The 23551-nt window shown below is 31.6% G+C and carries 19 protein-coding genes and 1 pseudogene; 17 read left to right on the top strand and 3 right to left on the bottom strand.

Annotated features, from left to right (window positions below; translation table 11 throughout):
* The first annotated feature begins 2 nt into the window (after positions 1–2).
* From FTU46_RS11225 to FTU46_RS11175, 11 genes and pseudogenes are all read left to right on the top strand, one after another.
* A complete protein-coding gene (locus FTU46_RS11225) occupies positions 3–428 on the top strand; it encodes an FdtA/QdtA family cupin domain-containing protein (protein ID WP_180012109.1) in 426 nt (141 codons plus the stop codon).
* Positions 429–523: 95 nt separating this feature from the next.
* Complete coding sequence (locus FTU46_RS11220; RefSeq protein WP_180032024.1) at positions 524–1612, top strand: acyltransferase; 1089 nt, start codon at positions 524–526, stop codon at positions 1610–1612.
* Positions 1613–1699: 87 nt separating this feature from the next.
* Complete coding sequence (locus FTU46_RS11215) at positions 1700–2815, top strand: DegT/DnrJ/EryC1/StrS aminotransferase family protein (RefSeq protein ID WP_180105005.1); 1116 nt, start codon at positions 1700–1702, stop codon at positions 2813–2815.
* Positions 2816–4060 (top strand): O-antigen translocase, encoded by a 1245-nt coding sequence (locus FTU46_RS11210; protein ID WP_180105004.1) that lies wholly within the window; start codon positions 2816–2818, stop codon positions 4058–4060.
* Positions 4061–4075: 15 nt separating this feature from the next.
* On the top strand, positions 4076–4963 hold the full coding sequence (locus tag FTU46_RS11205; RefSeq protein ID WP_180105003.1) for a glycosyltransferase: 888 nt from the start codon (positions 4076–4078) through the stop codon (positions 4961–4963).
* 131 nt (positions 4964–5094) lie between these two features.
* Positions 5095–6237, top strand: a complete 1143-nt coding sequence (locus FTU46_RS11200; RefSeq protein ID WP_180105002.1) for an O-antigen ligase — start codon at positions 5095–5097, stop codon at positions 6235–6237.
* Between the two features lie 2 nt (positions 6238–6239).
* On the top strand, positions 6240–7109 hold the full coding sequence (locus FTU46_RS11195; RefSeq protein ID WP_180002624.1) for a glycosyltransferase family 2 protein: 870 nt from the start codon (positions 6240–6242) through the stop codon (positions 7107–7109).
* A complete protein-coding gene (locus tag FTU46_RS11190) occupies positions 7106–8260 on the top strand; it encodes a glycosyltransferase family 4 protein (RefSeq protein WP_180105001.1) in 1155 nt (384 codons plus the stop codon). The genes FTU46_RS11195 and FTU46_RS11190 overlap by 4 nt, the downstream gene beginning before the upstream one ends.
* 72 nt (positions 8261–8332) lie before the next feature.
* Positions 8333–9298 (top strand): GNAT family N-acetyltransferase, encoded by a 966-nt coding sequence (locus tag FTU46_RS11185; RefSeq protein ID WP_257224650.1) that lies wholly within the window; start codon positions 8333–8335, stop codon positions 9296–9298.
* A gap of 844 nt (positions 9299–10142) precedes the next feature.
* Positions 10143–10781 carry a sugar transferase gene (locus FTU46_RS11180; RefSeq protein WP_180105014.1) on the top strand — a complete coding sequence of 213 codons (639 nt, stop codon included), beginning with the start codon at positions 10143–10145 and terminating at the stop codon, positions 10779–10781.
* A gap of 505 nt (positions 10782–11286) precedes the next feature.
* Positions 11287–12156: pseudogene (locus FTU46_RS11175) on the top strand (IS982 family transposase).
* Positions 12157–12351: 195 nt separating this feature from the next.
* Here FTU46_RS11175 and FTU46_RS11170 read toward each other — a convergent pair.
* The 3 genes from FTU46_RS11170 to FTU46_RS11160 are packed head-to-tail and all read right to left on the bottom strand — an operon-like array spanning position 12352 to position 16105.
* Positions 12352–14541, bottom strand: a complete 2190-nt coding sequence (locus FTU46_RS11170; protein WP_180105000.1) for a polysaccharide biosynthesis tyrosine autokinase — start codon at positions 14539–14541, stop codon at positions 12352–12354.
* A gap of 35 nt (positions 14542–14576) precedes the next feature.
* Positions 14577–15005, bottom strand: coding sequence for a low molecular weight protein-tyrosine-phosphatase (locus tag FTU46_RS11165; protein ID WP_034706709.1), 429 nt, complete (start codon positions 15003–15005; stop codon positions 14577–14579).
* The gene (locus tag FTU46_RS11160; RefSeq protein WP_180104999.1) at positions 15005–16105 is read right to left on the bottom strand and encodes a polysaccharide biosynthesis/export family protein; all 1101 of its coding nucleotides are present in this window, start codon (positions 16103–16105) and stop codon (positions 15005–15007) included. The genes FTU46_RS11165 and FTU46_RS11160 overlap by 1 nt, the downstream gene beginning before the upstream one ends.
* 391 nt (positions 16106–16496) lie before the next feature.
* Here FTU46_RS11160 and wecB point away from each other — a divergent pair, with 391 nt between their 5' ends.
* From wecB to FTU46_RS11130, 6 genes are read left to right on the top strand one after another with little or no spacing between them, the layout of a single operon-like run.
* Entirely contained in the window at positions 16497–17621 is a 1125-nt protein-coding gene (gene wecB / locus FTU46_RS11155) for a non-hydrolyzing UDP-N-acetylglucosamine 2-epimerase (protein ID WP_180104998.1), read from the top strand.
* A 12-nt stretch (positions 17622–17633) separates the two neighbouring features.
* Positions 17634–18881, top strand: a complete 1248-nt coding sequence (gene wecC, locus FTU46_RS11150) for a UDP-N-acetyl-D-mannosamine dehydrogenase (protein WP_180104997.1) — start codon at positions 17634–17636, stop codon at positions 18879–18881.
* Between the two features lie 5 nt (positions 18882–18886).
* Complete coding sequence (locus tag FTU46_RS11145) at positions 18887–20107, top strand: hypothetical protein (RefSeq protein ID WP_180104996.1); 1221 nt, start codon at positions 18887–18889, stop codon at positions 20105–20107.
* Positions 20094–21170: a hypothetical protein gene (locus FTU46_RS11140; protein ID WP_180104995.1), complete on the top strand. Its 1077-nt coding sequence runs from the start codon at positions 20094–20096 to the stop codon at positions 21168–21170. Before FTU46_RS11145 ends, FTU46_RS11140 begins: the two co-directional genes overlap by 14 nt.
* A gap of 1 nt (position 21171) precedes the next feature.
* A complete protein-coding gene (locus FTU46_RS11135) occupies positions 21172–22410 on the top strand; it encodes a hypothetical protein (RefSeq protein ID WP_180104994.1) in 1239 nt (412 codons plus the stop codon).
* A 3-nt stretch (positions 22411–22413) separates the two neighbouring features.
* Entirely contained in the window at positions 22414–23550 is a 1137-nt protein-coding gene (locus tag FTU46_RS11130; protein ID WP_180104993.1) for a glycosyltransferase, read from the top strand.
* Position 23551: the final 1 nt, after the last annotated feature.

The following is a 23551-nucleotide window of genomic DNA, read 5'->3' as shown; positions in this document are numbered from 1 at the left end:
GCATGAACTTAATTAAGTGGATTGAATTACCTAACCTGGGAGATCACCGCGGCAGTCTGGTCGTCGCAGAAGCCAATCGGAATATACCCTTCAGTATACAGCGACTTTATTATATTGCTGGCGCTCAACCTGATGTTCCACGCGGATTCCATGCACACAAGCAACTTCGACAGATTGCTTTTGGAATTCAAGGTAGCTGTAAAATGCTGATGGATAATGGCAGAGAAAAACAGGAAGTTTTAATTGCTCAATCTAATAAGGGATTATTGATCCCACCTATGGTTTGGCATGAGATGCATGATTTTTCAGAAGATTGCATCCTATTGGTACTGGCAAGTGATTACTATGATGAAAGTGATTACATTCGTAATTACGACCAGTTCCTAAAAGAAGTAGATCAGACTTTGATTGAGCAGATCACTAAATAATAAAATTAATTCATTAGAATGAAGGCCTTGCAAAAGAAGAAGCTTCAGAAGATAGAATTGTAAAAATAATAATAAATATTAAGGAGATATATGACGTGATTAAGCCGCTTACATCATTGCGTATGTTTTTCGCACTTTTTGTTTTTCTGAGTCATTTGGCTTTTCTAAAAGAAACCAATTATGCCAATATTTTTAATAGTATTTTTGACGAAGGCTTTTTAGGGGTCAGCTTTTTCTTCATTTTGAGTGGATTTATCTTAGCCTACAATTATAAAGAAAAGTTTTTAATCGGAAATATTTCAAAAAGAGAATTTTATATTTCTCGTTTAGCCAGAATATATCCCGTACATATTGCCACAACAGCACTGGTATTTTTATTAACTTTTGCTCAGTCTGGCAAGGGTTGGGAATATTTAATACAGCATGTTTTTCTGATACAAAGCTTTTTTACTTCAGAAGAGATCCATTTCTCATTGAATTCTCCTTCCTGGAGCATCTCGGATGAAATGTTCTTCTACCTGCTGTTTCCATTTGCATTTTTGATTTCTGAAAAAATCAGAAGTTATATTTTTATATTCTATCTTATAGGTATTTTGATTCTAAATATTCAGCTTGATAAAAATCAGGATCACTATTGGTTATATATTTCACCATATGTGCGTTTTTCTGACTTTTTGTTGGGTATTATCCTGTTTGATATTTTTGAAAAATTAAAAGTGGGCTATTCCAAAATTAAGCAACCTGTAGTTATATTTGAATTAGGAGCTATTTTACTTTTTATTTTATTCTTTGTATTTCATAATAAAATAGATATAAGTTACAGGTATTCAATTTACTATTGGTTGCCTATGGCAGCAATTATTTTAATTTTTGCACTGTCTCATGTTATTCAGAAAAAAAGTATAATTACCCAGTTTTTGTCAAATAAATACATGGTGTTAGCAGGGGAAATCAGTTTTTCTTTTTACTTGCTGCATGTTTTAGAAATACAGGTTTTAAATTATATAAGAAAAATATTTTCATTGAATATGGACTTAATGCTGTTTTCCTTTTTTATATTTATTGTCACTCTAATCGCTAGCTTTTTAATGTATAGATTTATTGAAAAACCGCTAAATAAGAAAGTAAAACAATTTTTATTGGAGCCAAGCTTTAAATCTAAAGGTTATGAACTGAATAAATAGGATTGTATTTAAATACTATAGATATATTAATTTTAATTAATATGAGATTAAAAAATAAATATAAATTTTTATATGAGATTGATAAGAATGATTCCTTTTCTTGATCTGAAAGCAATAAATACTCAATACCGTGATCAACTGATTGCAGCTTGCACTCAGGTAATCGACTCTGGTTGGTATATCTGTGGCAAAGAATTAGAAAAATTTGAGCATAATTTTGCAAATTATTGTGGAACACGATATGCCATAGGTGTTGCTAATGGCTTAGATGCGCTTATTTTAACGCTACGCGCATGGAAAGAATTAGGAAAACTCCATGAAGGAGATGAAGTTATTGTCCCTTCAAATACCTATATTGCAAGTATCTTAGCAATTTCACAGAATAATCTGAAACCGGTACTGGTTGAAGCGGATATAACGACTTTTAATATTGATACCAAGAAAATTGAAGCAGCCATAACTCCAAAAACAAAGGTAATTTTGCCTGTGCATTTATATGGACAACTTGCGGCAATGCCAGAAATTATGGCCATTGCCAAAAAATATAACTTGCTGGTTTTAGAAGATTCGGCCCAAAGTCATGGTGCTAAAATAAATGGTCAAAAAGCAGGAAATTGGGGAGATGCTGCAGGTTTCAGTTTTTATCCAGGTAAAAACTTAGGCGCACTCGGTGATGGGGGAGCAATTACCACCAACGATGCTGAGTTAGCGCAGATGCTTAAAGCTATACGTAATTATGGTTCACATGAAAAATATAAAAATCTGGTACCGGGTGTAAATAGTCGTCTTGATGAAATTCAGGCTGCAATCCTGAATGTGAAACTTAAATTTTTAGATCAGGAGAATCAGCATCGTCGGCATATTGCAGATCTGTATTTAAAAGAAATTCAAAATACCGCAATTGAGCTCCCGTGCAAAAATATAAACACCGAGACTTATGCTCAACATGTCTGGCATTTATTTGTGATCAGAACAAAATATCGGGAAAAATTACAACAATATTTAGCAGAAAACGGAGTACAGACACTCATTCATTATCCAATTCCACCTCATAAGCAGCAGGCTTATCAGGAATGGAATGGCTTAAGTTTTCCAGTTTCAGAACAAATTCATGCGGAGGTCCTAAGCTTACCAATTGGACCAACTTTATCTATGGATGAAGCAAAGCAGGTTGTTCAGTTATGTAATGGTTTTCAGGCATAGATGAATCTATTTAGGACCAGTGTACTGAATGGTGTAGCCGTTTTGATTAAGACCATCACCATGTTTGTACTGAATAAAATTCTGGCTGTATATCTAGGACCCACTGGATATGCAGCGATCGGCCAATTCCAGAATTTTATTCAAATGGTGACGACCTTTGCCGGTAGTGCGATTAATACCGCTGTAGTTAAATATACGGCTGAATATCATGAAGATGAGACTAAACAACGTGCAGTCTGGAAAACAGCAGGGAGTATTGTTTTTCTATTTAGTCTCGTTTTTGCGATTCTCATACTTATTTTTCAAAAGCAGCTGGCATTATATATATTTCAATCACTTAAGTACCAAACGATTTTTATATGGTTTGCTATTTTTTTAATATTTTTCAATTTTAATACGCTATTTTTAGCCATATTGAATGGAAAAAAAGAAATTTTAAAGCTGGTGCTTGCAAATATTGCCGGTAGTTTATTTGCACTTGTGATCACTGGGGTTTTGGCAATCAAGCTGCAGTTATATGGGGCTTTAATTGCATTATCCATTTATCAGTCGATTGCATTTATAGTGACATTAATACTCTGTCATAGAGCAGACTGGTTTGAGTTTTCTTCACTATTAGGAAAAATAGACCTAGGAATTACCAAAAAATTTGCCTCATTTATTCTCATGGCATTAGTCAGTGCGATCTGTGTGCCGCTATCGCAAATGTTAATTCGGTCCTACTTAACCCAAGAATTTAGCCTGGCTTATGCGGGTTATTGGGAGGCGATGATCCGTCTAAGCACAGTATATCTTTTGCTCGTAACCACTACATTAGGTGTGTATTACTTGCCGCGCTTATCAGAACTCAATGCAATTGATGAAATTAAGAAAGAGGTCTATTTAGGCTATAAGTTTATTTTTCCACTTGCTGTTGTAGGCGGAATTTGTGTTTTCATACTACGTGATTGGATTATCAAATTATTATTTAGTCCATCTTTTGCCCCTATGCAGGATTTATTTCTTTGGCAAATGATGGGAGATGCCTTGAAGATAGGAAGCTGGATACTGGCTTATTTAATGCTCAGCAAAGCAATGACTAAACTCTATATTTGTACAGAGATTATATTTACAGTGTCACTCATTGCTTTAACTTATATATGTACTCAAGTATTTGGTTTCGAAGGTGTTTCTATTGCCCATCTCATAAATTATGGGCTGTATTGGATCGTAATCAGTTTATTTATATTTAAACAATTAAAATAAAGAGGGAATAATATTATGATAAGTGAACAACCCTTAGTCTCTATAGTTATACCAAGTTATAATCATGAAAGGTTTATACATGATAGCATCAAGAGTGTTATTGACCAGTCTTATCAGAATATTGAGTTAATTATTATTGATGATGGATCTACAGATGCTTCAGTAGAAAAAATACAAGAATTAATTCCATTATGTGAAAAACGATTTACCCGATTTGAGTTTAGACACCGTCCAAATAAGGGCTTAAGCGCAACTCTAAATGAAGCATTAGAATGGGCACAGGGGGAATATTTTTCCTCCCTTGCTTCTGATGATATAATCTTAAAAGATAAAATAAAAATACAAACCAAATTTCTAAGCCAGAATAAGAACTGTATAGCTGTATTTGGAGGAGTATCAATTATTGATAATGATTCTAATCTTGTGAAAAATAGAGTTAAAAAAAGAAAAAGTTATACCTTCGACCAGATTTTATTGTTAGAACATGATTTGCCGGCTACTACACAACTTATTCGTACTCAAGCTTTAAAAAAAATAGGCGGCTATAACGCAGAAGTACAAATAGAAGACTGGTATATGTGGCTGCTTTTAGCGCAAGCAGGGGAGTTATGCTATCTTCCTGTGCTTTTTGCAAAATATAGGTTGCATGACAATAATATGCATAAGCAAACAACTCTTATGCACGATTCAAGAATGATGATTCTAAGTGAATATCAGAATCATATTTTATTTAATAAAGCAAAAAAGAGAGCTTTGTGGATTAATGCATTTGAATTAGGGCTATTATCTAAAAAGAAATCATTAGAAAAGATGATAAAAATTTTAAAAGAATATCCTTCAGAAATTTTAACATATGATTTTTTTAGATTTTTTTATTGGCTCTTAATCAAAAAAGATTTTTAATAATTAAAAAATTTTATATCAATAATTGTATTTTAACTATGTTTAATAAAATAATTTAGTTAGTAATATAAAAATATTAATCATTTCTTTTGCTGATTCTAGGCATTAGATAATAATAAAAGGAATGGATAATGATTATTTTAAATGAAAGTAATTCAAAAAATAACATTATTTTTTTAGATGATATTAATTTAAAAGATAAAGTGGTTATATACTTTATCTTGCTGTCATTTTTCTTATCTCAGTTTTATTTTTGGTCTAGTGGGGTTCCACAATTTAGTCACCTTTTTATTATGGCGGCTATATTTTTATTATTCAGCCGTAGCTCAAAAATAACCATCGAATACTCAAGTGTAGCCTTAATCTTTGTCGCATATACAGTTTGTGTAAATTTTGCTTGGTATTTGATCGTTCTAGATCCCAGTTATATGGTTTCTACCATTTACTGGATCTTTAACTTGTTGTTTTTTTTATTATTAATGAATTTGAGTTCCTCTCAAGTTAACTTTTTTTATGAAAAAATACTGTTTCTTATTCCATTTTCCTATGTAATAGAAATTGCGATCTGGGCAAGTGGATTGGGTCGTTACAATTTTGAACCGCGATATAATGGTCTTTTTAATGATCCCAATCAGATGGCATTTTGGGTTTTAACTACCTGTGCTATTTTTTTATATATTTCTGAAAGTAATTTAAAAAAGATAATCGTTTATTTTTTAGCTTTATTCTTAATTCTATTGACCATGTCAAGGTCTGCTTCAATTGGCTTCTTAATGCTGACTTTAGGATTTATATTTAGTCAAAAAGGGGATCTGAATAAAAGAATATTTGTATTTTTTGGCATATTAGTCATTTTTAGTACCCTCAGTTACTTTTTATATCATTTAGGGGCTTTTGATAGTGTGGTTCTGCGTTTTGTCGAAGGCCTGGATCAAAAAGACAGCCAGGCAGAAGGACGAGGTCTTTTTAACTTCCTTGAATATCCTCAATATTTAATTTTTGGTGCTGGCCAAGGTGCGCACTGGTTATATAACCCGAAAGGGAACGAAATTCATTCAACTTGGTTAGGTATCCTTTTTTATTATGGGATCGTCGGTATCACTTTATTTCTAATCTTTTTATATCAAATATTTAAAAAATTATCATTTTCAAACAAGCTGATATTCTTGGGGCCGATGTTATATGGGTTTACAACTTATAGCGCAAGAACACTGATTTTTTGGTTTTTATTGGCCGCTTTTTTACTATTTTCAAATAATAATAAGGAAGAATAAATATGTATATTTCTATAGGAATACCATTTTTTAATGCTGAAAAATATTTAGAAGATGCCATTAAATCGGTATTAGCGCAAACTTTTCAAAATTGGGAATTAATTCTGGTAGATGATGGGTCAACAGACCGATCTTTAGAGATTGCCCGCTCATTTAATGATCCGAGAATCCGTATCATAGCTGATGGGCATAATAGAAGATTACCCTACCGCTTAAATCAGATTATCAATGAAGCAAAGTATGATTTTATTGCACGTATGGATGCTGATGATTTAATGGCAGTGGATCGTCTTGAAAAACAGATTAAAGTACTAAATGAAAATCCAGATATTGATGTCGTAGTCACCAGCTTATATTCAATTGGAGACAAGAATGAAATTTTAGGAAAGAGAATCTATTCTAATCATCAAATGCAACCCAAAGAAATTTTGCAAGGTGTTACTAATATACTGCATCCTTCATTACTTGCCCGAAAGGAGTGGTGTAAAAGAAACCCGTACCAAGTCGATAATTGCTTAGCTGAAGATTATGAACTATGGCTTTCAGCTGCGATAAAAAATGATTTTAATTACGTCGTTTTACAGGAACCTTTATATTTTTATAGAGAAGTTGAAAATGTAAAAAAAGAAAAAATGATCCGTGGTTATAATACCCAGATCGGAGTAATCAATAAATATTATAATAGTACTATTTCCGATCTTGAAAAAAATAAGATTGTTTTAAAGTTTGAAATTAAAAAAATTATTGTAAAAGTACTAAATTTTTTGAACTTAATGCAGATACTACATAAGTGTAGAGTTACATCAGTCTCTGACTCTGATAAAAATTTTTATGCTGCACAATTAGAACTCATAGAGCGTATAAAGCCATGATCTCTAAAAAAATTATCATCATTGGAACGACTGCCTCTAATCTTTACGGTTTTCGAAAAGATTTTATTTTGTCTTGTCTGGCACAGAATTATCATGTTTATGCCTTTGTATCTGAATATACAAATGAATGGTTGGCCAAAATTCAAGATTTAGGAGTCACCTTAGTGACATATCAGCTTAGTCGAGGAGGGCTGAATCCCTTGGCTGATCTACGTTCAACTTATCAGCTGGCTAAAAAAATAAAAGAAATTCAACCTGATATTGTATTTTCCTATTCAACTAAGCCTGTTATCTATGCAACGCTAGCTGCCTATAAAATTAAAGTGCCTTATATTTATGGCATGATTGAAGGACTAGGATCACCTTTTACTATTCATAAATATGGCCAAAGCTTAAAGGCTAAATTCATACGTTTTGTGCAGGTGTCACTATATCGGCTTGCATTTCCATATCTAGATAAAATTATTTTTTTAAATCATGATGATCCTAAGGATTTAGTCCATCATTATAATTTGCCACATAAAAAAAATGCGATCGAAGTCTTGGGACCAATTGGTCTTAATTTACAAGATTATGCTTATACAAAATGGAATAATCAGGAAAATATATCATTTATATTTATAGCCAGATTGATCGCTGAAAAGGGAATATTTGAATATATAGAAGCAGCAAGAATAGTAAAAAGAAAATATCCTGAAGTTGTGTTTAAAATTATTGGTGGATTAGATCCTGAAAATCCAACTGGCTTAAAGCAAACTGAATTAGATCAGCTAATACAAACAGGTATTATCGAATATAATGGTTTTGTGACTGATGTAGATCAAAGGCTACGTAATAGCGCGGTTTTTGTATTGCCGTCTTATTATCGAGAGGGGGTGCCCCGTAGTACACAAGAAGCAATGGCTGTAGGACGCCCAGTAATCACTACTGATGTTCCAGGCTGCAATGAGACTGTAGTCGATGGGTTGACAGGTTTCCTAATTCCTAAATGGGATGTGGCTGCATTGGTAGAGAAAATGACTTATTTTATAGAACATCCTGAACAAATAAATAAAATGGGCTATCAAGGATTTCTCTATGCTAGAAAGAATTTTAATGCGGATCATATAAACCATAGACTATTACAAATGATGGGCATTAATGGGCTTTAAAAAAAGTAATAGTATTTTTTTAATAAATAGAAAAATTATATTTGATTTAAAAATAATAACTAGGATATAGATATGGGTACTATAATGAAAGAAGACTTAGGTTTTCAAATACATAAATATGAAACTTCAGATAAAATAATATGGAATGAATTTTTATTAAAATGTAAAAATTATCATTTTATGTTTAATCGTGATTTTATGGAATATCATGCTGATCGATTTGAGGATTTCTCATTGATATTTAAAAATGAAAAAGGGAAAATTGTAGCCTTATTGCCTGGAAATATTAAAGATAATATTTTTTATAGTCATCAAGGTTTAACTTTTGGCGGTTTTTTAATTAATAGAGATATTCATGCCGCTGACATGCTAGAATTATTTAATTTATTAAAAATTTATTTAAAACAAAAAAATATTGATAAGATTATATATAAATGCATTCCTGTTATTTATCATAATTATCCTGCTCAAGAAGACTTATACGCTTTATTTCGAAATGATGCCAAGCTTTACCGACGAGATATTAGTGTTTCTATTGCTCTAAATGAAGAATATTCATACTCAGAAAGTAAAAGAAGATCAGTCAATAAGCTCAAAAAAAATGGGGTTAGCTGTGAGGAAGTAGATCAACCTAGTATGGTTTGGGGAGTAATCCGGGAAGTACTGCGTCAGCATCATAACCAACAACCTGTACATAATGAAGATGAAATAGATTTATTAAAAAGTCGTTTCCCTAATAATATAAGAGCATATAAATGTTGTCTTGATGGAAATATTGTGGCAGGAGCAGTGACTTTTGAAACTGAAAGAGTAGTTCATACTCAATATTTGGCTAGCAATGATAAAGGTAGGGAGAAAAAGGTATTAGATTATCTCATTGATCATTTAATAGAAAAAAGTAAGAAAAATGCCAAAATATTTGATTTCGGAACTTCTAATGAAAATGAAGGGAAATACTTAAATATAGGATTGATTGATCAAAAAGAAAGATTTGGTGCACGTGGGATTGTACATGATTATTATAGTATAGATTTATGATCACCTAATTTTAACTTGAATTACTCCACCTCCTTATTAGCTAGAGGTGGATTTCTAGTTTTCTTAAATTTTTTTATCTTATCTGGTTTTATATATTTAAGACGGTCTCAATAGAATAAAAATAACGTTATCTTGATTGTATAATTAATTAGAAATATATTTAATTATAAGCTTAAAATAGTATTTTATTGTGATATAAGACTCATTATTTATAAATAAATTACATTTTGTCACATTTTATTTAGTGTGAGATTTGCTATATTTTAAAAAATTATTTACCTTAATAATGAAATATATTTCATTATTAACTGATCTAGTGTAATTATAAATTATTTATTTTAATTTAATATAAGTGGCTAATATTTATAGAGAAAATATAAACTTAAGTTTTTTATTAGGTGAAATTTAACTAAATTTAGTTAAATATATATTTTAATAAAAATAATAATAATATTTCTAAAAAACTAAAATATGAACTTGGCTAACAATAGTCTCTCTACTTTAATAAAAATACAATTGATATGATGCGTAGATAGACATAGTGAGGTGTTTATTAATGGATCTACAACAAGAAAAAAATAAGATCGAAAACTTTGTAAAAAGCTCTATTACAACACGTAAATCTTTATTTATTGAAAAAGATAATATTTTCTTAAAAAAAAATCTTATAGAGAAAGAAGGGTATAAGAACCAAATCATTCAATTTTCTCCACGGATAAATAAAGTGGCTAAGCTAGAGAAAAAAAAATCTTGGTATTATCGAGGGAAGAAAGATCTAATTTTAAAAAATTCTTTAACATCTTTTCCTCATCTATATTCTAGTAGTGACCTTTTTAGGAGTGATATAAAAGTTGCTAAGCGATTAATCGATATTATTATTTCGCTTGCTGCTATATTTATATTATTGCCAGTTTTTATCATCATTGCTTATAAAGTACGTAGAAATCTAGGCTCCCCAATTTTCTTTTATCAAGAACGACCTGGTAAAAATGGAAAGCTCTTTAAAATGATTAAGTTTCGGTCTATGAGAAATGCATTCGATCAGGATGGTAATCCTTTACCAGATAAATTTCGAATTACACCATTCGGTCAAAAACTACGTTCTACCAGCTTGGACGAAATGCCTCAGCTTATAAATGTCTTAAAAGGTGATATGAGTATTGTTGGGCCTAGACCTCAAATGAAAGAATTTCTAGAACATTATACGGCTGAACAAATGCGAAGACATGAGGTAAAACCCGGCATGACAGGGCTTGCCCAAGTCAGTGGGCGTAATAACTTATCTTGGGAAGAAAAATTCGACTTAGATGTTCAATATGTTGAGCAAAATAACATTTGGCTAGATTTTAAAATTATGTTTAAAACAGCTAAGGTGATGTTTAATCAAGAAGGAATTAATGCGCCAGATCAAGAAGTTGGTGCTGCACGATTTTGTAGAAAGGAGGTCAACGAGAATCATTTACGTGCAAAAGAAGTGAAATAATTTAATAAAGTTCATTTTTACTAGAAAATATTTCTACTTTCTTCTAATTGTTTTCTAGAAGATATCTTTTACTACTTTTAATTTTATCTTAGTATTTTAATAAGGGTTTTTAATTATTTCTGGATAAAAGATATTAATCTCAATATTAAATGTTTTTACTATTTATATTTAATGGTTAAAAAAATTTTATAATAGTTGTATATTTAAATTTTTTCTATATAAAAAATAAGCAAGGAAGCTGATAAAAACTTATCTAATAAAAATTATTGATTTAAAATAGAGTTTATTAATAATTTAATATCTAAATAAGATGCTAATGATATTAATAATATAAAAATAGATAGTTAAATTTTGATCGTTTAGAATTAAGGTTAGTATTTGAATTTATTGAAGTAAGTAAATAATCTTATATTAACCCGAATCGCGGATAAAAAATTGACTTGAAAAATAAGAGGACTAGAGCCATCAGTTGAGTTACCACACAAAACTTAAAACTCTAGTCCCGATGTTTAATAGTACCGAATTATTTTGCGTAATTGATGATTTCTTTCTTAAATTTGAAGCAACCTACTGGAATTTCCTTAAACAAAGTCGTCGTTTCTCCAGAGTCCGAACCGCTCACTTGAGTATCTCAGAAATCACTTTTATCGCGATCTGGTATAAATGTTCTCATTTCACTAATTTCAAAGCATTTTTCACATGGTTGAAACAGGATAAAAATCATTTATTTAAAAGCTTACCCTGTTACCAACGGATGATTCATCTGATTAATAGACATCAATTAGCTCTACACGCTTTACATGTGGCGCTAATGAAAGGCCAAGGTACACAATATTTATGGATTGATTCAACAACTCTGCCAGTTTGTAAAAATCAACGTATTCAACGCCATAAATCATTAGTCCAAATTGCATCACGTGGTAGAAGCTCAATGGGCTGGTTTTATGGCTGTAAATTACATATTGTGATGAATCAATTTGGTGAAATTGCTTGTTCTGCTTTATCCAATGGACATTTGGCTGATATCAAAATGGTTGAGAGACTCGTTCAAAAGATGGAAGCAAAGTTGTATGGAGATCGTGGCTATATTAGTCAAGAACTGAAGAGTAGGTTGAAAGAGCAAGGTATTGATTTAATTACCTATCATCGAAAAAATATGCAGGCTATACAACTTTCTGAGTCAGATAAATATCACTTAAAACAGCGCAATAAGATAGAGACTTTATTCAGTTTATTGAAAGGTTAGTACAATTTAGTGACAAGCAAAGCACGTAGTGTTCATGGATTTCTAGGAGGGATTTACGCGTCCTTGTGTGCATATCAACTGATCCATAAAAATAAGCCAACAATTCAAATTATGAAGTCATCGGCTTAAGCAGGATTCGGGTTATATTAAATAATTATTTTTAATTTTATCAGTCATTATAAGACTATAACTAACTTCATAGTAGGATAAATATAAAAAGCTTCAAACTAATTTGATTACTCTACCTTAGTTTGAAGCTTTATGATAACAATGAGGTTATCTTTATATTTAAGACAAATTTAATTGCTATAAATTAAATTTATCTTAATCACCATCTTTTGAAGCCTTATAAGCATACGCATAGTTATATCCGTACCCATAACCATTACCTGGTCCTTTTTGTACATCATTCAGAATAACACCATTAACTTTCACATTAGCCTGTTCAAAACGAGTGACAGTAATCTCAAGCTCTTTAATTTGTGTTTTACCATGACGTGCAATTAATAGATTTACACCAGCATACTGTGCAATGATGATACCATCGGTCACAGCTAATACTGGTGGTGTATCAATCAATACGTAATCAAAACTAGCAGAAGCTTGGTCAAGAAAAACTTTAAACTTATCTGTACTCAGTAATTCAGATGGATTTACTGGACTTTTACCTCGAGTAACAAAGAATAAATTATCAACCTGTGAGTTTTGAACTACATCTTCATAACTATTTTGATGATTTAATAATTCAGATAACCCTGGTTGTACTTCTTTATTAAAATATTTATTTAAATAACCACGACGTAAATCACCATCAATCACTAATACGCGGCTTCCGCTTTGAGCCAAAATAGTTGCTAGATTGGTAGTAATAAATGATTTACCAATTTCAGGGGCCGGACCCGAAAGTGCAATAATATTATTTTTGGCATTACTCAAAGCAAAATGGATTGCAGTACGCATACTGCGTAAGCTTTCAATTGCAATATCACTACTATCCTTAACCGCAAGAATAGGGATGCTCTTTTTCTTTTTCAGTAAATTGATACGACTTTCTTGAATAGGAGACCGCGGAACTGTTGCATATACAGGCAGATCTAGCTCTCTTTCAATTTGTGCTGAATCCTTAATACCTGAACGCATCATATTGCGTAATAAAGCAAGTAATGTTCCTAAAAAAACGCCTAAGAAAATAGATAGAATTATAATCTGTAATTTTTTTGGTTTAATCGGTTCAATAGGTTCTACAGCAGTATCAACAATACGGACATTACCAATTTCACCGGCTTTAGCGATGCGAAGCTGCTGATAAGTATTAAGTAATCCGGTATATAACTGTTGTTTAACTTCAACCTCGCGATAAAGTTGTAAGTAACGACGCTGTAAATCAGGAAGCTGCTTTAAAGTATTACCCAATGCTGCAATTTTGCTATTAATTGCACCAAGTTGAGCATTCATTTGTTCCATTACTGGATGTTCTTCAGTATAACGTGCAGAAGCTTCAGCAACTTTAAGTTCAAGTTCGGCTTTTTGTGTTTCTAGAGCGATACTCTGAGTCAAATACAGTTCTGATTCTTTAGTTAAGTCCACAGTATTATATTGTTGACGGAACTGGTTAAATTCACGTTCTACCTGATCTAGCTGTTGGCTCAACTCAGGGAGTTGTTCATCTAGAAACTTCAATGTTTGGGCAGATTCAGCTGAACGACGTTCAATATTTTGCTGGCTATAGGCTGTTAAGATGGCATTCAATACTTGAGTAATATGCTGTTTATCTTGGCCCTGATAATTTAATCCAAGTACACCCGTCATTTTACCTTTTTCAGCCACTGAATAATTATTAAGTATGCGTTGCACTGCCGCAGGCAAAGTCAGCTTTTTAATATTATAAGTAGAATCTAAGGGATCTTTACTATAAATGGCGACTTTCCAAAGACCATATCTTGATTGAATTTGACTGGCTTGGTTTAAAGGAGCAGTAAATATAATTTCATTTGTTTCGGCATCAGTTAGATTATATTTATTATGATCGAAACTTAATAACAGATTTTTATTTTTAAAATAGTTCGGAATATCAAACTGTCTTACATCAAAACTTTGCTCATTATCTTTGAAGAGTACTGATTTTGTCGTATATTGGATATCATAATTATGATTTTTTAATAATCGATTCCAGATCGAATCTTCAGTACCAGAAATTACAAGGTCCAAGTTTAACTGGTTAATCACTGAACCAAGCACAAGACGCGATTTTAAAATCTCGATTTCAGCTTGAGCAGGAGATTTTTGCTCAATCATATTAGAAAGATCACCTAATAAAGCTGCTGATGCACCTTTATTATCTTCTACTTGTACCAGGGCATCTACGTTATAGGTATCTGGAGTGATCCTTAGATATAATAAAGCTGCAATTAAACTTAATAATATGCAGATCGTGATCAGTTTCCATTGAGCAATTAAGGAAAAAAATAATTCCTTCAGATCAATAGTATCTTCGGTATTGGCAGTTTGGCTCATAATTTAAATATCAAAAAGTGAAAATATTAAAAAACTTAAATATATTTTTTCCAGTCGGTAATGCAGTCTTGAATCAATCTACAAGTTTCATCAAAGACTGTTTGATCATGCTGATAAGGATCGGCAATATTTTTACTTTGCCAATGCCCCAGTCTAAAGGTTTTACCTTTAGCAAAAGGCCAGGTTTGTTCTATATGTTTTTGCTGATTTTGGCTCATAACTAATATCAGGTCGGCTTTTTTAATGAGTTCTGCATTCAGTTTTTTTGCAACATGAGGACTCATATCAATTCCAAAGCGTTGCATACACAGACTCGCTTTTTCATCAGCTGCATGGCCAATTAAACCAGAAATACCTGCAGATTCAATATTTAAATGAGGATATTCCTGTTTTAAAAAATATTCTGCCATTGGGCTACGACAAATATTGCCAATACAAACCACTAAAATATTGTTAATTTTCATTAGTTCCCCAAACGATCTAAATTATACAATGCATTTGAGAAAGGAATAACCTGGTTAACTACACGTTGCCAGCGTGCAAGACCTGAAGCATCTACATAAACAATATCATTGCTACGCATTTTAAACTGATTTGCTAGGCCAAAGTCCCCAATATTACTGAGATCCATATGATATATTTCTGTCATTGGAGAATTTATATTACTTCGTACTACATAGATTTTGCTGCGACTAGCAGAAAGTGGATTTAATCCCAAGCTTTCCCCAATTACATCGCTAAGACTCATGCCTTGGTCACGTATAGGTAGTGACTGGTTTTTACCTGACTCACCCATAACGTAAATTTTTTGATTCTCACGATTATTGACATATAGGGTGTCATTAGGCTGTATTAATAAATTATGTAGAGAGAATCCTGCTTTTTCTAATTCTAAGGTATTTAAACTATAGGAACGTCCTTCACGAACTAATGTAATAGAAGTATTATCACCTTGCTCAGGATTGATACCACCTGCCATTCCTAATGCTGTATAAACACTCACAGGTTGATCATTGAGATAAAACTGTCCACCTTTTACAACATTGCCCTGAACCGAATATCTTTTACCTTGATATGATAATACCCGAACGATGACATCTGGAGTCTTTAAGTAACGTGATAACTGACTACGTAATTCACGATTGACCTGGGCTACTGATTTTCCTGAAGCTTGATAGCGTCCAATAATTGGAAAATGAATATAGCCATCTGAATCGATCTGGAAGCCATTCGCTTGTGCAGACTGATCACTCGTAATATTACTTGCAGAGGTAAGTTCTGGATAAGCCCATAAATAGATAGATAAAATATCACCCGGACTCAACTGATAGCTGCGGTGCGATGTACTAAAAAGATGAGTATATTCTTGTTGAATATTATGTACAGCAGGCTGAGCAGCCATAATTGATTCTTGATCTATCTTAATGACATTTACTGTAGTGCCTAGATCAGTTTGATAAACACCCTCACTAGGTAAGTCATTTGTTTGTAGACCAGAGGTGATTGCACACCCTGTAGTGGTAATACCACATGCCAATAAAACAGCTAATCGAAAGTGTCGCACAGGCTTTCCTAAATATTAATTTTTAGATTCATTCAAATTGGAGTTATTCTACCGAAGTTACCAGTTATATACATAACAATTTGTAACTTATTATCAGTTTTTTTAAAGGGAAAAATTAGGTTTATAACAGATAATAATTGTATTAAATAAAATACCAAATTTTCACAAAAAATATACATTACTTTATAATTTAAGTTATTTGAGCACAAATCATAATAGAAATTTTATTGTTTTCTGATACTATTCGTGCCGAAACATGCGGACTCAGTAAGCAGTAAAGTGAGATTAAGCATTTTAAGATTATTAAAGAGTGATTTTGGTAAGCCTAGTCAAGAGTTTAAATAAGGTACTCCGAAGTGGCCAGATCATATTCATTAAAAAGGCAGGTAAAGTGAAAAAAAAGGTATTGCTAGTATTTGGTACAAGACCAGAAGCTATTAAAATGGCGCCGTTAGCACTGCAATTAAAACAACAAGATAGTTGCTTTGAAACAAAAGTTTGTGTGACAGGTCAACATAGGCAAATGTTAGATCAGGTACTAGAACTTTTTGATCTTATCCCGGATTTCGATTTAAATTTGATGAAACCCGGCCAAACCCTTTCTGATATTACTTCCGGTGTTTTGAAAGGTTTGGAGCAGGTTTTTAAAGATTGGCTTCCAGACGTTGTATTGGTGCATGGCGATACGGCTACAACTTTTGCGGCGTCTTTGGCTGCATATTATCATAAAATTAAAATCGGCCATGTTGAGGCAGGACTGCGCACAGGGGATATTTATTCTCCGTGGCCTGAGGAAGCGAACCGCAAACTTACAGGCGCTTTAGCAAACTATCATTTTGCGCCTACACAGTCTTCTTATAATAATTTAATTAAAGAAAATATTAGCCCTGAAAATATTACGATTACAGGTAACACAGTTATTGATGCGTTATTAACTGTAAAAGAAAAAGTTGAAAATGATCAAGAGATTATTTCTCAATTTGAACAGCAATTCGATTTCTTGGATTCTACTAAAAAACTGATTTTAGTCACAGGACATCGTCGTGAGAACTTTGGTCAAGGCTTTCTAAATATCTGTTCAGCTTTGGCAAATATTGCAAAACAGTATCCTGATGTGCAAATTGTGTACCCTGTACACTTAAACCCGAATGTACAAACGCCTGTGAATGAATTGCTATCGGGTATTTCTAATATTTATTTGATAGCACCGCAAGACTACTTACCTTTTGTGTATTTAATGAACCACAGTTATTTGATTTTAACCGACTCTGGCGGTATTCAGGAAGAAGCCCCTTCTTTGGGTAAGCCAGTATTGGTGATGAGAGATACAACCGAGCGCCCAGAAGCGGTAGAGGCAGGAACAGTCAAACTTGTAGGCACAGATGCAGCACTTATACAACAGTCTGTGATTGAGCTATTAGAAAATACAGACTTGTACCAAACGATGGCGGCAGCGCACAACCCGTATGGTGATGGTACAGCGAGTCAACAAATTATTCGTGCTTTAAATAAATAAATTGAGTAAAAAATGCAGAAGTTCAAACATATTTGTGTCATTGGTTTAGGTTATATCGGTTTACCAACTGCGGCTACCTTTGCTGCGCATGGGGTAAAAGTTACAGGTGTAGATGTTAACCCACATGCGGTAGATTTGATTAATCAGGGCAAGGTTCATATTGTAGAACCAGACCTAGATGCTTTAGTGCGTGACGTTGTTGCACAACAAAAGCTTTCTGCACAATTAAGCCCTGTTGCTGCAGATGCTTATATTGTAGCTGTACCGACCCCTTTTAAAGATAACCATGAACCAGACTTAAAATATATTGAATCTGCAGCGAAAGCGCTTGCATCACAGTTGGTGAAAGGGAATTTAGTTATTTTAGAATCTACTTCGCCTGTAGGTGCAACTGAACAAATGGCGGCATGGCTGAGTGAGGCTCGTCCAGATTTGACTTTCCCTCAGCAGGTTGGTGAACAGGCGGATATTCTAATTGCTCACTGCCCAGAGCGTGTATTACCTGGCAAGGTATTGCAAGAGCTAATTAGTAATGATCGTATTGTGGGAGGAATGACCCCGCGCTGTTCGCAAGCGGCAATTGATTTATACAAGGTTTTTGTAAAAGGTGCATGTATTGAAACCAATGCTCGTACTGCAGAAATGTGCAAATTGACAGAGAATTCATTCCGTGACGTCAATATTGCCTTTGCTAATGAGCTTTCTATTATTTGTGACAAGTTAGATATAAATGTATGGGAGTTGATTCAGCTTGCGAATCGTCACCCGCGAGTCAATATTTTACAGCCAGGTCCTGGAGTAGGCGGGCACTGTATTGCGGTTGATCCATGGTTTATTGTGTCTAAAACACCAGAACAAGCACGTTTAATTCGTACTGCACGTGAAGTGAATGACAGTAAACCTGAATGGGTGATTGATCAAGTGAAAATAAAGATTGCAGAGTTTTTACAGGCGAACCCTGAAAAAACCATTAAAGATGTAACTGTAGCTTGTTATGGCTTAGCTTTTAAACCGGATATTGATGACTTGCGTGAAAGTCCAGCTTTAGAAATTACCAAACAATTAGCTGAACAAGGCTTAAATATTTTAGCTATTGAACCCAATATTCAGAGCTTGCCATCAGAGCTACCTTCAAATGTAAGGTTAATTGATTTTAATAATTGCTCTCAAGCAGATATTCATTTGATTTTAGTAGCACACCGTAAATTTAAAAATATGACAAGAACAAGTGAGTATATTTTAAATACCGTAGGTATTTAATACGAATGAATAATATTTTCTTTTCTCTTGGGGCAAATATTGCCTCAAAGATGATTATATTGTTGATCAATATAGTTAGCTTTCGGTTATTATTACCTGAAGATTATGGGGTAATATCTTTACTTCTGGCTATGACAGCAACAATTGGTGCTGTTTCTGGAATGGGTGCTTCAGTTGCCGTGAATAGTGTGGTTTCACGTGAAGGTTTTTCTAGCTTTACTTCTTTATTTGTAAAATATAATTATTTCTTTTCCTTTTTATTTTCTGTCATTATGGCGGGTTTTATTTATACATTCTATTTAGATAATATTAATAAAATTCCTACATGGCAGATTTTTTCTTTTATATTCCTTTTCTCACTATTTAGCTCATTAAATTCAATTAGTGAAGCAGTTTTAGTCGGGTTTAAGGATTTTAAAAGAATTTTTTTAAATAATTTTGCTAGTTTTTTGATTTTTCTCCCTATCTCTTTGTATCTAATTATTGAGCTTAAAGTCATAGGTGTATTGCTTAGTCTATTAGCATATAGGTCTTTATTATTTTTGATTAATTTTCACTCTGTTAATAAAACAAAATTATTAAAGATTAAATCTGATAATATTGATGAAAAAGTAAAAATATATAAGAAATTTAAAGGGCTTTCAATTCCTGTAATTTTGTCAGGTTTGTTAGTAGCTCCAGTTATAGGTTTGGCATTTAAAATAGTAACTATGCAAGATGATGGATTGGAGAAATTAGCATATTTTAATATAGTATATCAAATCTACTTGGTCGCAATCTTTATTCCTAATGCATTGAATGGTTATTTTATTTCAAAATTTTCAAGTAGAAATGAAAATGATCAAACAAATTTCTTGAAAATAGCGAAGAATAATTTTTTATTTTCTCTAGTAGTGGCTTTCTGTTTATTCGTCTTCCAAAAAATATTTTTCTTAATTGTTAATGATCATTCTGTAGATCTAGTAAACAATTATTATATTATGCTAGGTACAATTATACTGTTTAGCTTAAATGCAGTTTTTGCTAGTTATTGGCCTTCAGTTGGAAAAGCTTGGTTTGGGTTTTATATGAATATAATTTGGGCAGTTGTATTGCTCGGGGTTACATTTATTTTTTCTACATATAAAATTTCAGCAGCATTATCGTGGGCATTTTTCATAGCCTACCTGACTTTAAGTATAGTGCAAAGTTTAAGTTATAAGGTGTTAAATTATGCAAAAAAATAAAACTATTTGGGTTGTTTTAAGATCTCATCTTATAACACTACCCCCTGTAATGACAGTGATTGATTGTTTATTGAACACTGAAGAATATAATGTGAAATTAGTCTCTACTAAAGAAACAGAAATAAATCACCCACTTTTTGAAGAGTTTATTATTACTCAGACACATAAAGTGGGAGTAGCTAAAAAAATATCCAATTATTATTTTTTTAGAAAATTTGTCCAAAAAACTTTTACAGAGAAATTAAAAGAGGATGATTTAGTTTGGATTGCCTCGCTAGATACAGCACAAGCTTGTAAAGGTTTAAATTTTCTTAATACAAATAAATATATTCTTCAGTTACATGAGTTATATGATACCTATCCTAGAAAGTTAGAATCAATAAAACTTATTGCTCAAAAAGCTTATAAGGTAGTAGTACCCGAACCAAATCGTGCAGGTATATTACAAGTTTGGTTAAAATTAAAGAAAAGACCATTTATATTACCTAATAAGCCATTAAATCATCCAAGAAAAAAGTATTTAGAACCAACAACAGTTCAAACTAAAAATGCTATTGAAAAATACTGGCGGAATAAACCTATTATTATTTATCAAGGACACATTAGTTCTGATAGAAACTTAATGCCAATTGCTGAAGCTATGAAAAGTCTTGAAGATTATGATTTCTGGCTATTAGGCCTTGATCATGGGTATGTAGATAAATTATTAAATACCTCAAATAATATTTTTTATTTAGGTAACTTTACCCCCCCTTATCATCTTGAATTAACTAGCTATGCCAATATAGGTATAATGAGTTATGATTTAGTAAACCTAAATAACCTATATTGTGCACCAAATAAAGTTTGGGAATACTCAGGATTTGGTATTCCATTTATAGCAAATAATTGTTTAGGTTTAAATGATTCAAGCTTAAAGGGAGCAGGAATTTGTATCGATCTGGAAGTAGAGATAATTATAGATAAAGTATCAAATTTGAATATTAAAGACTTAGAAGAAAAAAGTAATGAGTATTATGAATCTATAAATATGTTTTCTTTAATTAAAGATTTGGTAAGTTAAAATGTTATTTTTTTCAATTATTAACTTGATCTTAAGTTTTTATGCATTCTTATTAGAATATAGAAAAAATAGTATTGTAATATTATTTTGGGGGTGCTCTATATTTTTTGTTGGCCTCCCTTTGTTAATTGACGTGGTTTCTTTAAAATTAGATAAAGATAATGAATTGGAGTTATATTTACAATTACAAGATATTAATCATGTGTATGATTTTAATAATACAGATATGTTATATATGTCCAGTTTTATTTTTCTCGTTAATCTTTTTTTATTTATAGGTACTAAGCTAGTAAATAATTCGAAAAAGGAATTTAAGATTCCTAATAATCATCAGTTTGAATATATGATGGTTATATTTAATTATATCTCACTAATTGTTCTTCTCTTAAATTTTAAAGGTCAATGGTTTGCTACTAATTTTGAGAAAGAATCTAATATTTTTTATCAGATAAGTTCCTTACTAATATGCCTATTTACTTCAGCTTCTCTGACATTAGCATTATCAGGAAAGAAAAAAATAGCTCTTGTTAATTTATTTCCTACTATATTTATATCTTTTGTTCTTTCTGAAAGACCCTATTTAGCTCCTGCTATTGGAGTAATATTTATTTATTTTGCTTCAATGGGAAAAAAAATTAGTAATCTAATTAATTTGTTATTAATTGGATTAGTATCAATTTTTTTAATGAGATTTGTAAGATATGTAGCAAATGGTGATAAAGGATTTAATTTGTTTGATATTCTATTTTCTCGAGATTCTGCTACTAGTGTACTTTATTATATATTTCAAAATACTGAGTATTATTATTCATTAACTACAGGTAAAGCTACAATATTTTTAATTTCCACAGGTTTAGTACCATCTTTTTTACTAGGGGTTAGGGATTTTTCTATTGTAGATATACCCTCTATGCTTGCATTTGATAGATTTGGTTGGACTTTTGGTACAATTCACCCAACAATGTATGGGTGGTTATTCGTAGACCTTGGATGGTTATCTTTACTATTTGCATTTTTTTTAGGATTGATTTTAAGTTCTTTGAATAGTTTATTTGCAACGTTATCACTAAGGTTGTTTTCTATATATTTAGCTTCAATAACTATTTTTATTTTTGTAGGGATGAGAGGTTCACTTCAAGTAGGTTATTCAAAATCAATTTATATTTTAATTTTTGGTTTAATTTTTTACTATTTTTATAAGTTTTTAGTAATTAAATATCCTAGACTTAATAGAGGTTAATCTATGAAATTAATGGTAGATGCTACACTTCAATCAGTAGGTGGAGGTGTTCAAGTAGCGGTTAACTTTATTAATAATATTTTAAAAGATAAATTTATAGATAATCTTTTAATTATTGTTTCTCCTCAAGTCGATGAGCAGATTGATGTTAACTTAAAACCTAAAACCAATTATTATGTTTTTCCAAATGCTTCAAGTTTCTTTAAATTTAAGCAAGGAAAAGAACTCAGTGAACTTGAAAAAAAATTTAAACCTGACCTTGTGTTTATTGTTTTTGGTCCTTCATACTGGAAACCTAAGGCAAAAAGTATTCAAGGTTTTGCATTGCCTTTAATGGTGTACGGCGAAACTGTAAATAAGTTACATGCAAATAATCTTATGAAAAAATTAAGAATTAATTTATTGCATTTTTTAAGGAAATTTCAAATCAGAAATAACTTTGATTATGTTGTAGTAGAGACTAATACCTTTAAATCATTAGTTAAAAGTAAATTTAATATTGATGAAAATAAAATTTTTGTAGTAGAGAATAGTTTTAATAATAAATTTAATATGAATGAGGATCTTAAATTAATAAACAAGAAAAACAAATATGATTTTTTTGTTCCTACTGCATATTATCCTCACAAAAACTTGGAAAGATTAGTAGATGTAGCATACATACTTAAAGAAAAATATTCTCTTTATATTACCTTTAATTTTCTTCTTGCTAAAGATTCATCAGCATGGAGTAAAATTCTCACTTTAGCTGAACACAAGAATGTACAGGAATATTTTAATACTTATGGCCCCGTTAGAAATAATGTAATTAGTGAAATATATAAAAAAAATGATTGTGTTATTTTACCTACCATTGCAGAAGTATCTTCTGCTGTATACCCTGAAACATTTATCAGTAAAAAATTATTATTTACATCTGATCTAGATTTTGCTCGTGAGTTATGTGGGGATGCAGCTGTATTTTTTAATCCATTTTCTCCCGAAGATATTGCTAATAAAATTTTTAATGTCCTTAATGATTTACCTTTACAAGAACAACTATTAAAATGTTCAGAAAATCAACTTTTGAATCAATATATTTCACCTGAGGAAAAGTGGGAAAAACAAAAAAAATTAATTTTATCTTTAATTAACTCTTAAG

It is taken from the genome of Acinetobacter sp. YH12108, from assembly GCF_013419055.1.
Taxonomy (GTDB): Bacteria; Pseudomonadota; Gammaproteobacteria; order Pseudomonadales; family Moraxellaceae; genus Acinetobacter.
Note: the sequence above shows the minus strand (reverse complement) of the source record. Positions and strands in the feature narration are given on the sequence as shown.

Excerpts from the sequence above, each read along its gene's own strand:
- FTU46_RS11195 (WP_180002624.1), top strand. The coding sequence starts at position 6,240 with ATGTATATTTCTATAGGAATACCATTTTTTAATGCTGAAAAATATTTA.
- wecC (WP_180104997.1), top strand. The coding sequence starts at position 17,634 with ATGCAGAAGTTCAAACATATTTGTGTCATTGGTTTAGGTTATATCGGT.
- FTU46_RS11210 (WP_180105004.1), top strand. The coding sequence starts at position 2,816 with ATGAATCTATTTAGGACCAGTGTACTGAATGGTGTAGCCGTTTTGATT.
- FTU46_RS11215 (WP_180105005.1), top strand. The coding sequence starts at position 1,700 with ATGATTCCTTTTCTTGATCTGAAAGCAATAAATACTCAATACCGTGAT.
- FTU46_RS11185 (WP_257224650.1), top strand. The coding sequence starts at position 8,333 with ATGGGTACTATAATGAAAGAAGACTTAGGTTTTCAAATACATAAATAT.
- FTU46_RS11140 (WP_180104995.1), top strand. The coding sequence starts at position 20,094 with ATGCAAAAAAATAAAACTATTTGGGTTGTTTTAAGATCTCATCTTATA.
- FTU46_RS11130 (WP_180104993.1), top strand. The coding sequence starts at position 22,414 with ATGAAATTAATGGTAGATGCTACACTTCAATCAGTAGGTGGAGGTGTT.
- FTU46_RS11205 (WP_180105003.1), top strand. The coding sequence starts at position 4,076 with ATGATAAGTGAACAACCCTTAGTCTCTATAGTTATACCAAGTTATAAT.
- FTU46_RS11165 (WP_034706709.1), bottom strand. The coding sequence starts at position 15,005 with ATGAAAATTAACAATATTTTAGTGGTTTGTATTGGCAATATTTGTCGT.
- FTU46_RS11190 (WP_180105001.1), top strand. The coding sequence starts at position 7,106 with ATGATCTCTAAAAAAATTATCATCATTGGAACGACTGCCTCTAATCTT.
- FTU46_RS11170 (WP_180105000.1), bottom strand. The coding sequence starts at position 14,541 with ATGAGCCAAACTGCCAATACCGAAGATACTATTGATCTGAAGGAATTA.
- FTU46_RS11145 (WP_180104996.1), top strand. The coding sequence starts at position 18,887 with ATGAATAATATTTTCTTTTCTCTTGGGGCAAATATTGCCTCAAAGATG.
- FTU46_RS11225 (WP_180012109.1), top strand. The coding sequence starts at position 3 with ATGAACTTAATTAAGTGGATTGAATTACCTAACCTGGGAGATCACCGC.
- FTU46_RS11200 (WP_180105002.1), top strand. The coding sequence starts at position 5,095 with ATGATTATTTTAAATGAAAGTAATTCAAAAAATAACATTATTTTTTTA.
- FTU46_RS11135 (WP_180104994.1), top strand. The coding sequence starts at position 21,172 with ATGTTATTTTTTTCAATTATTAACTTGATCTTAAGTTTTTATGCATTC.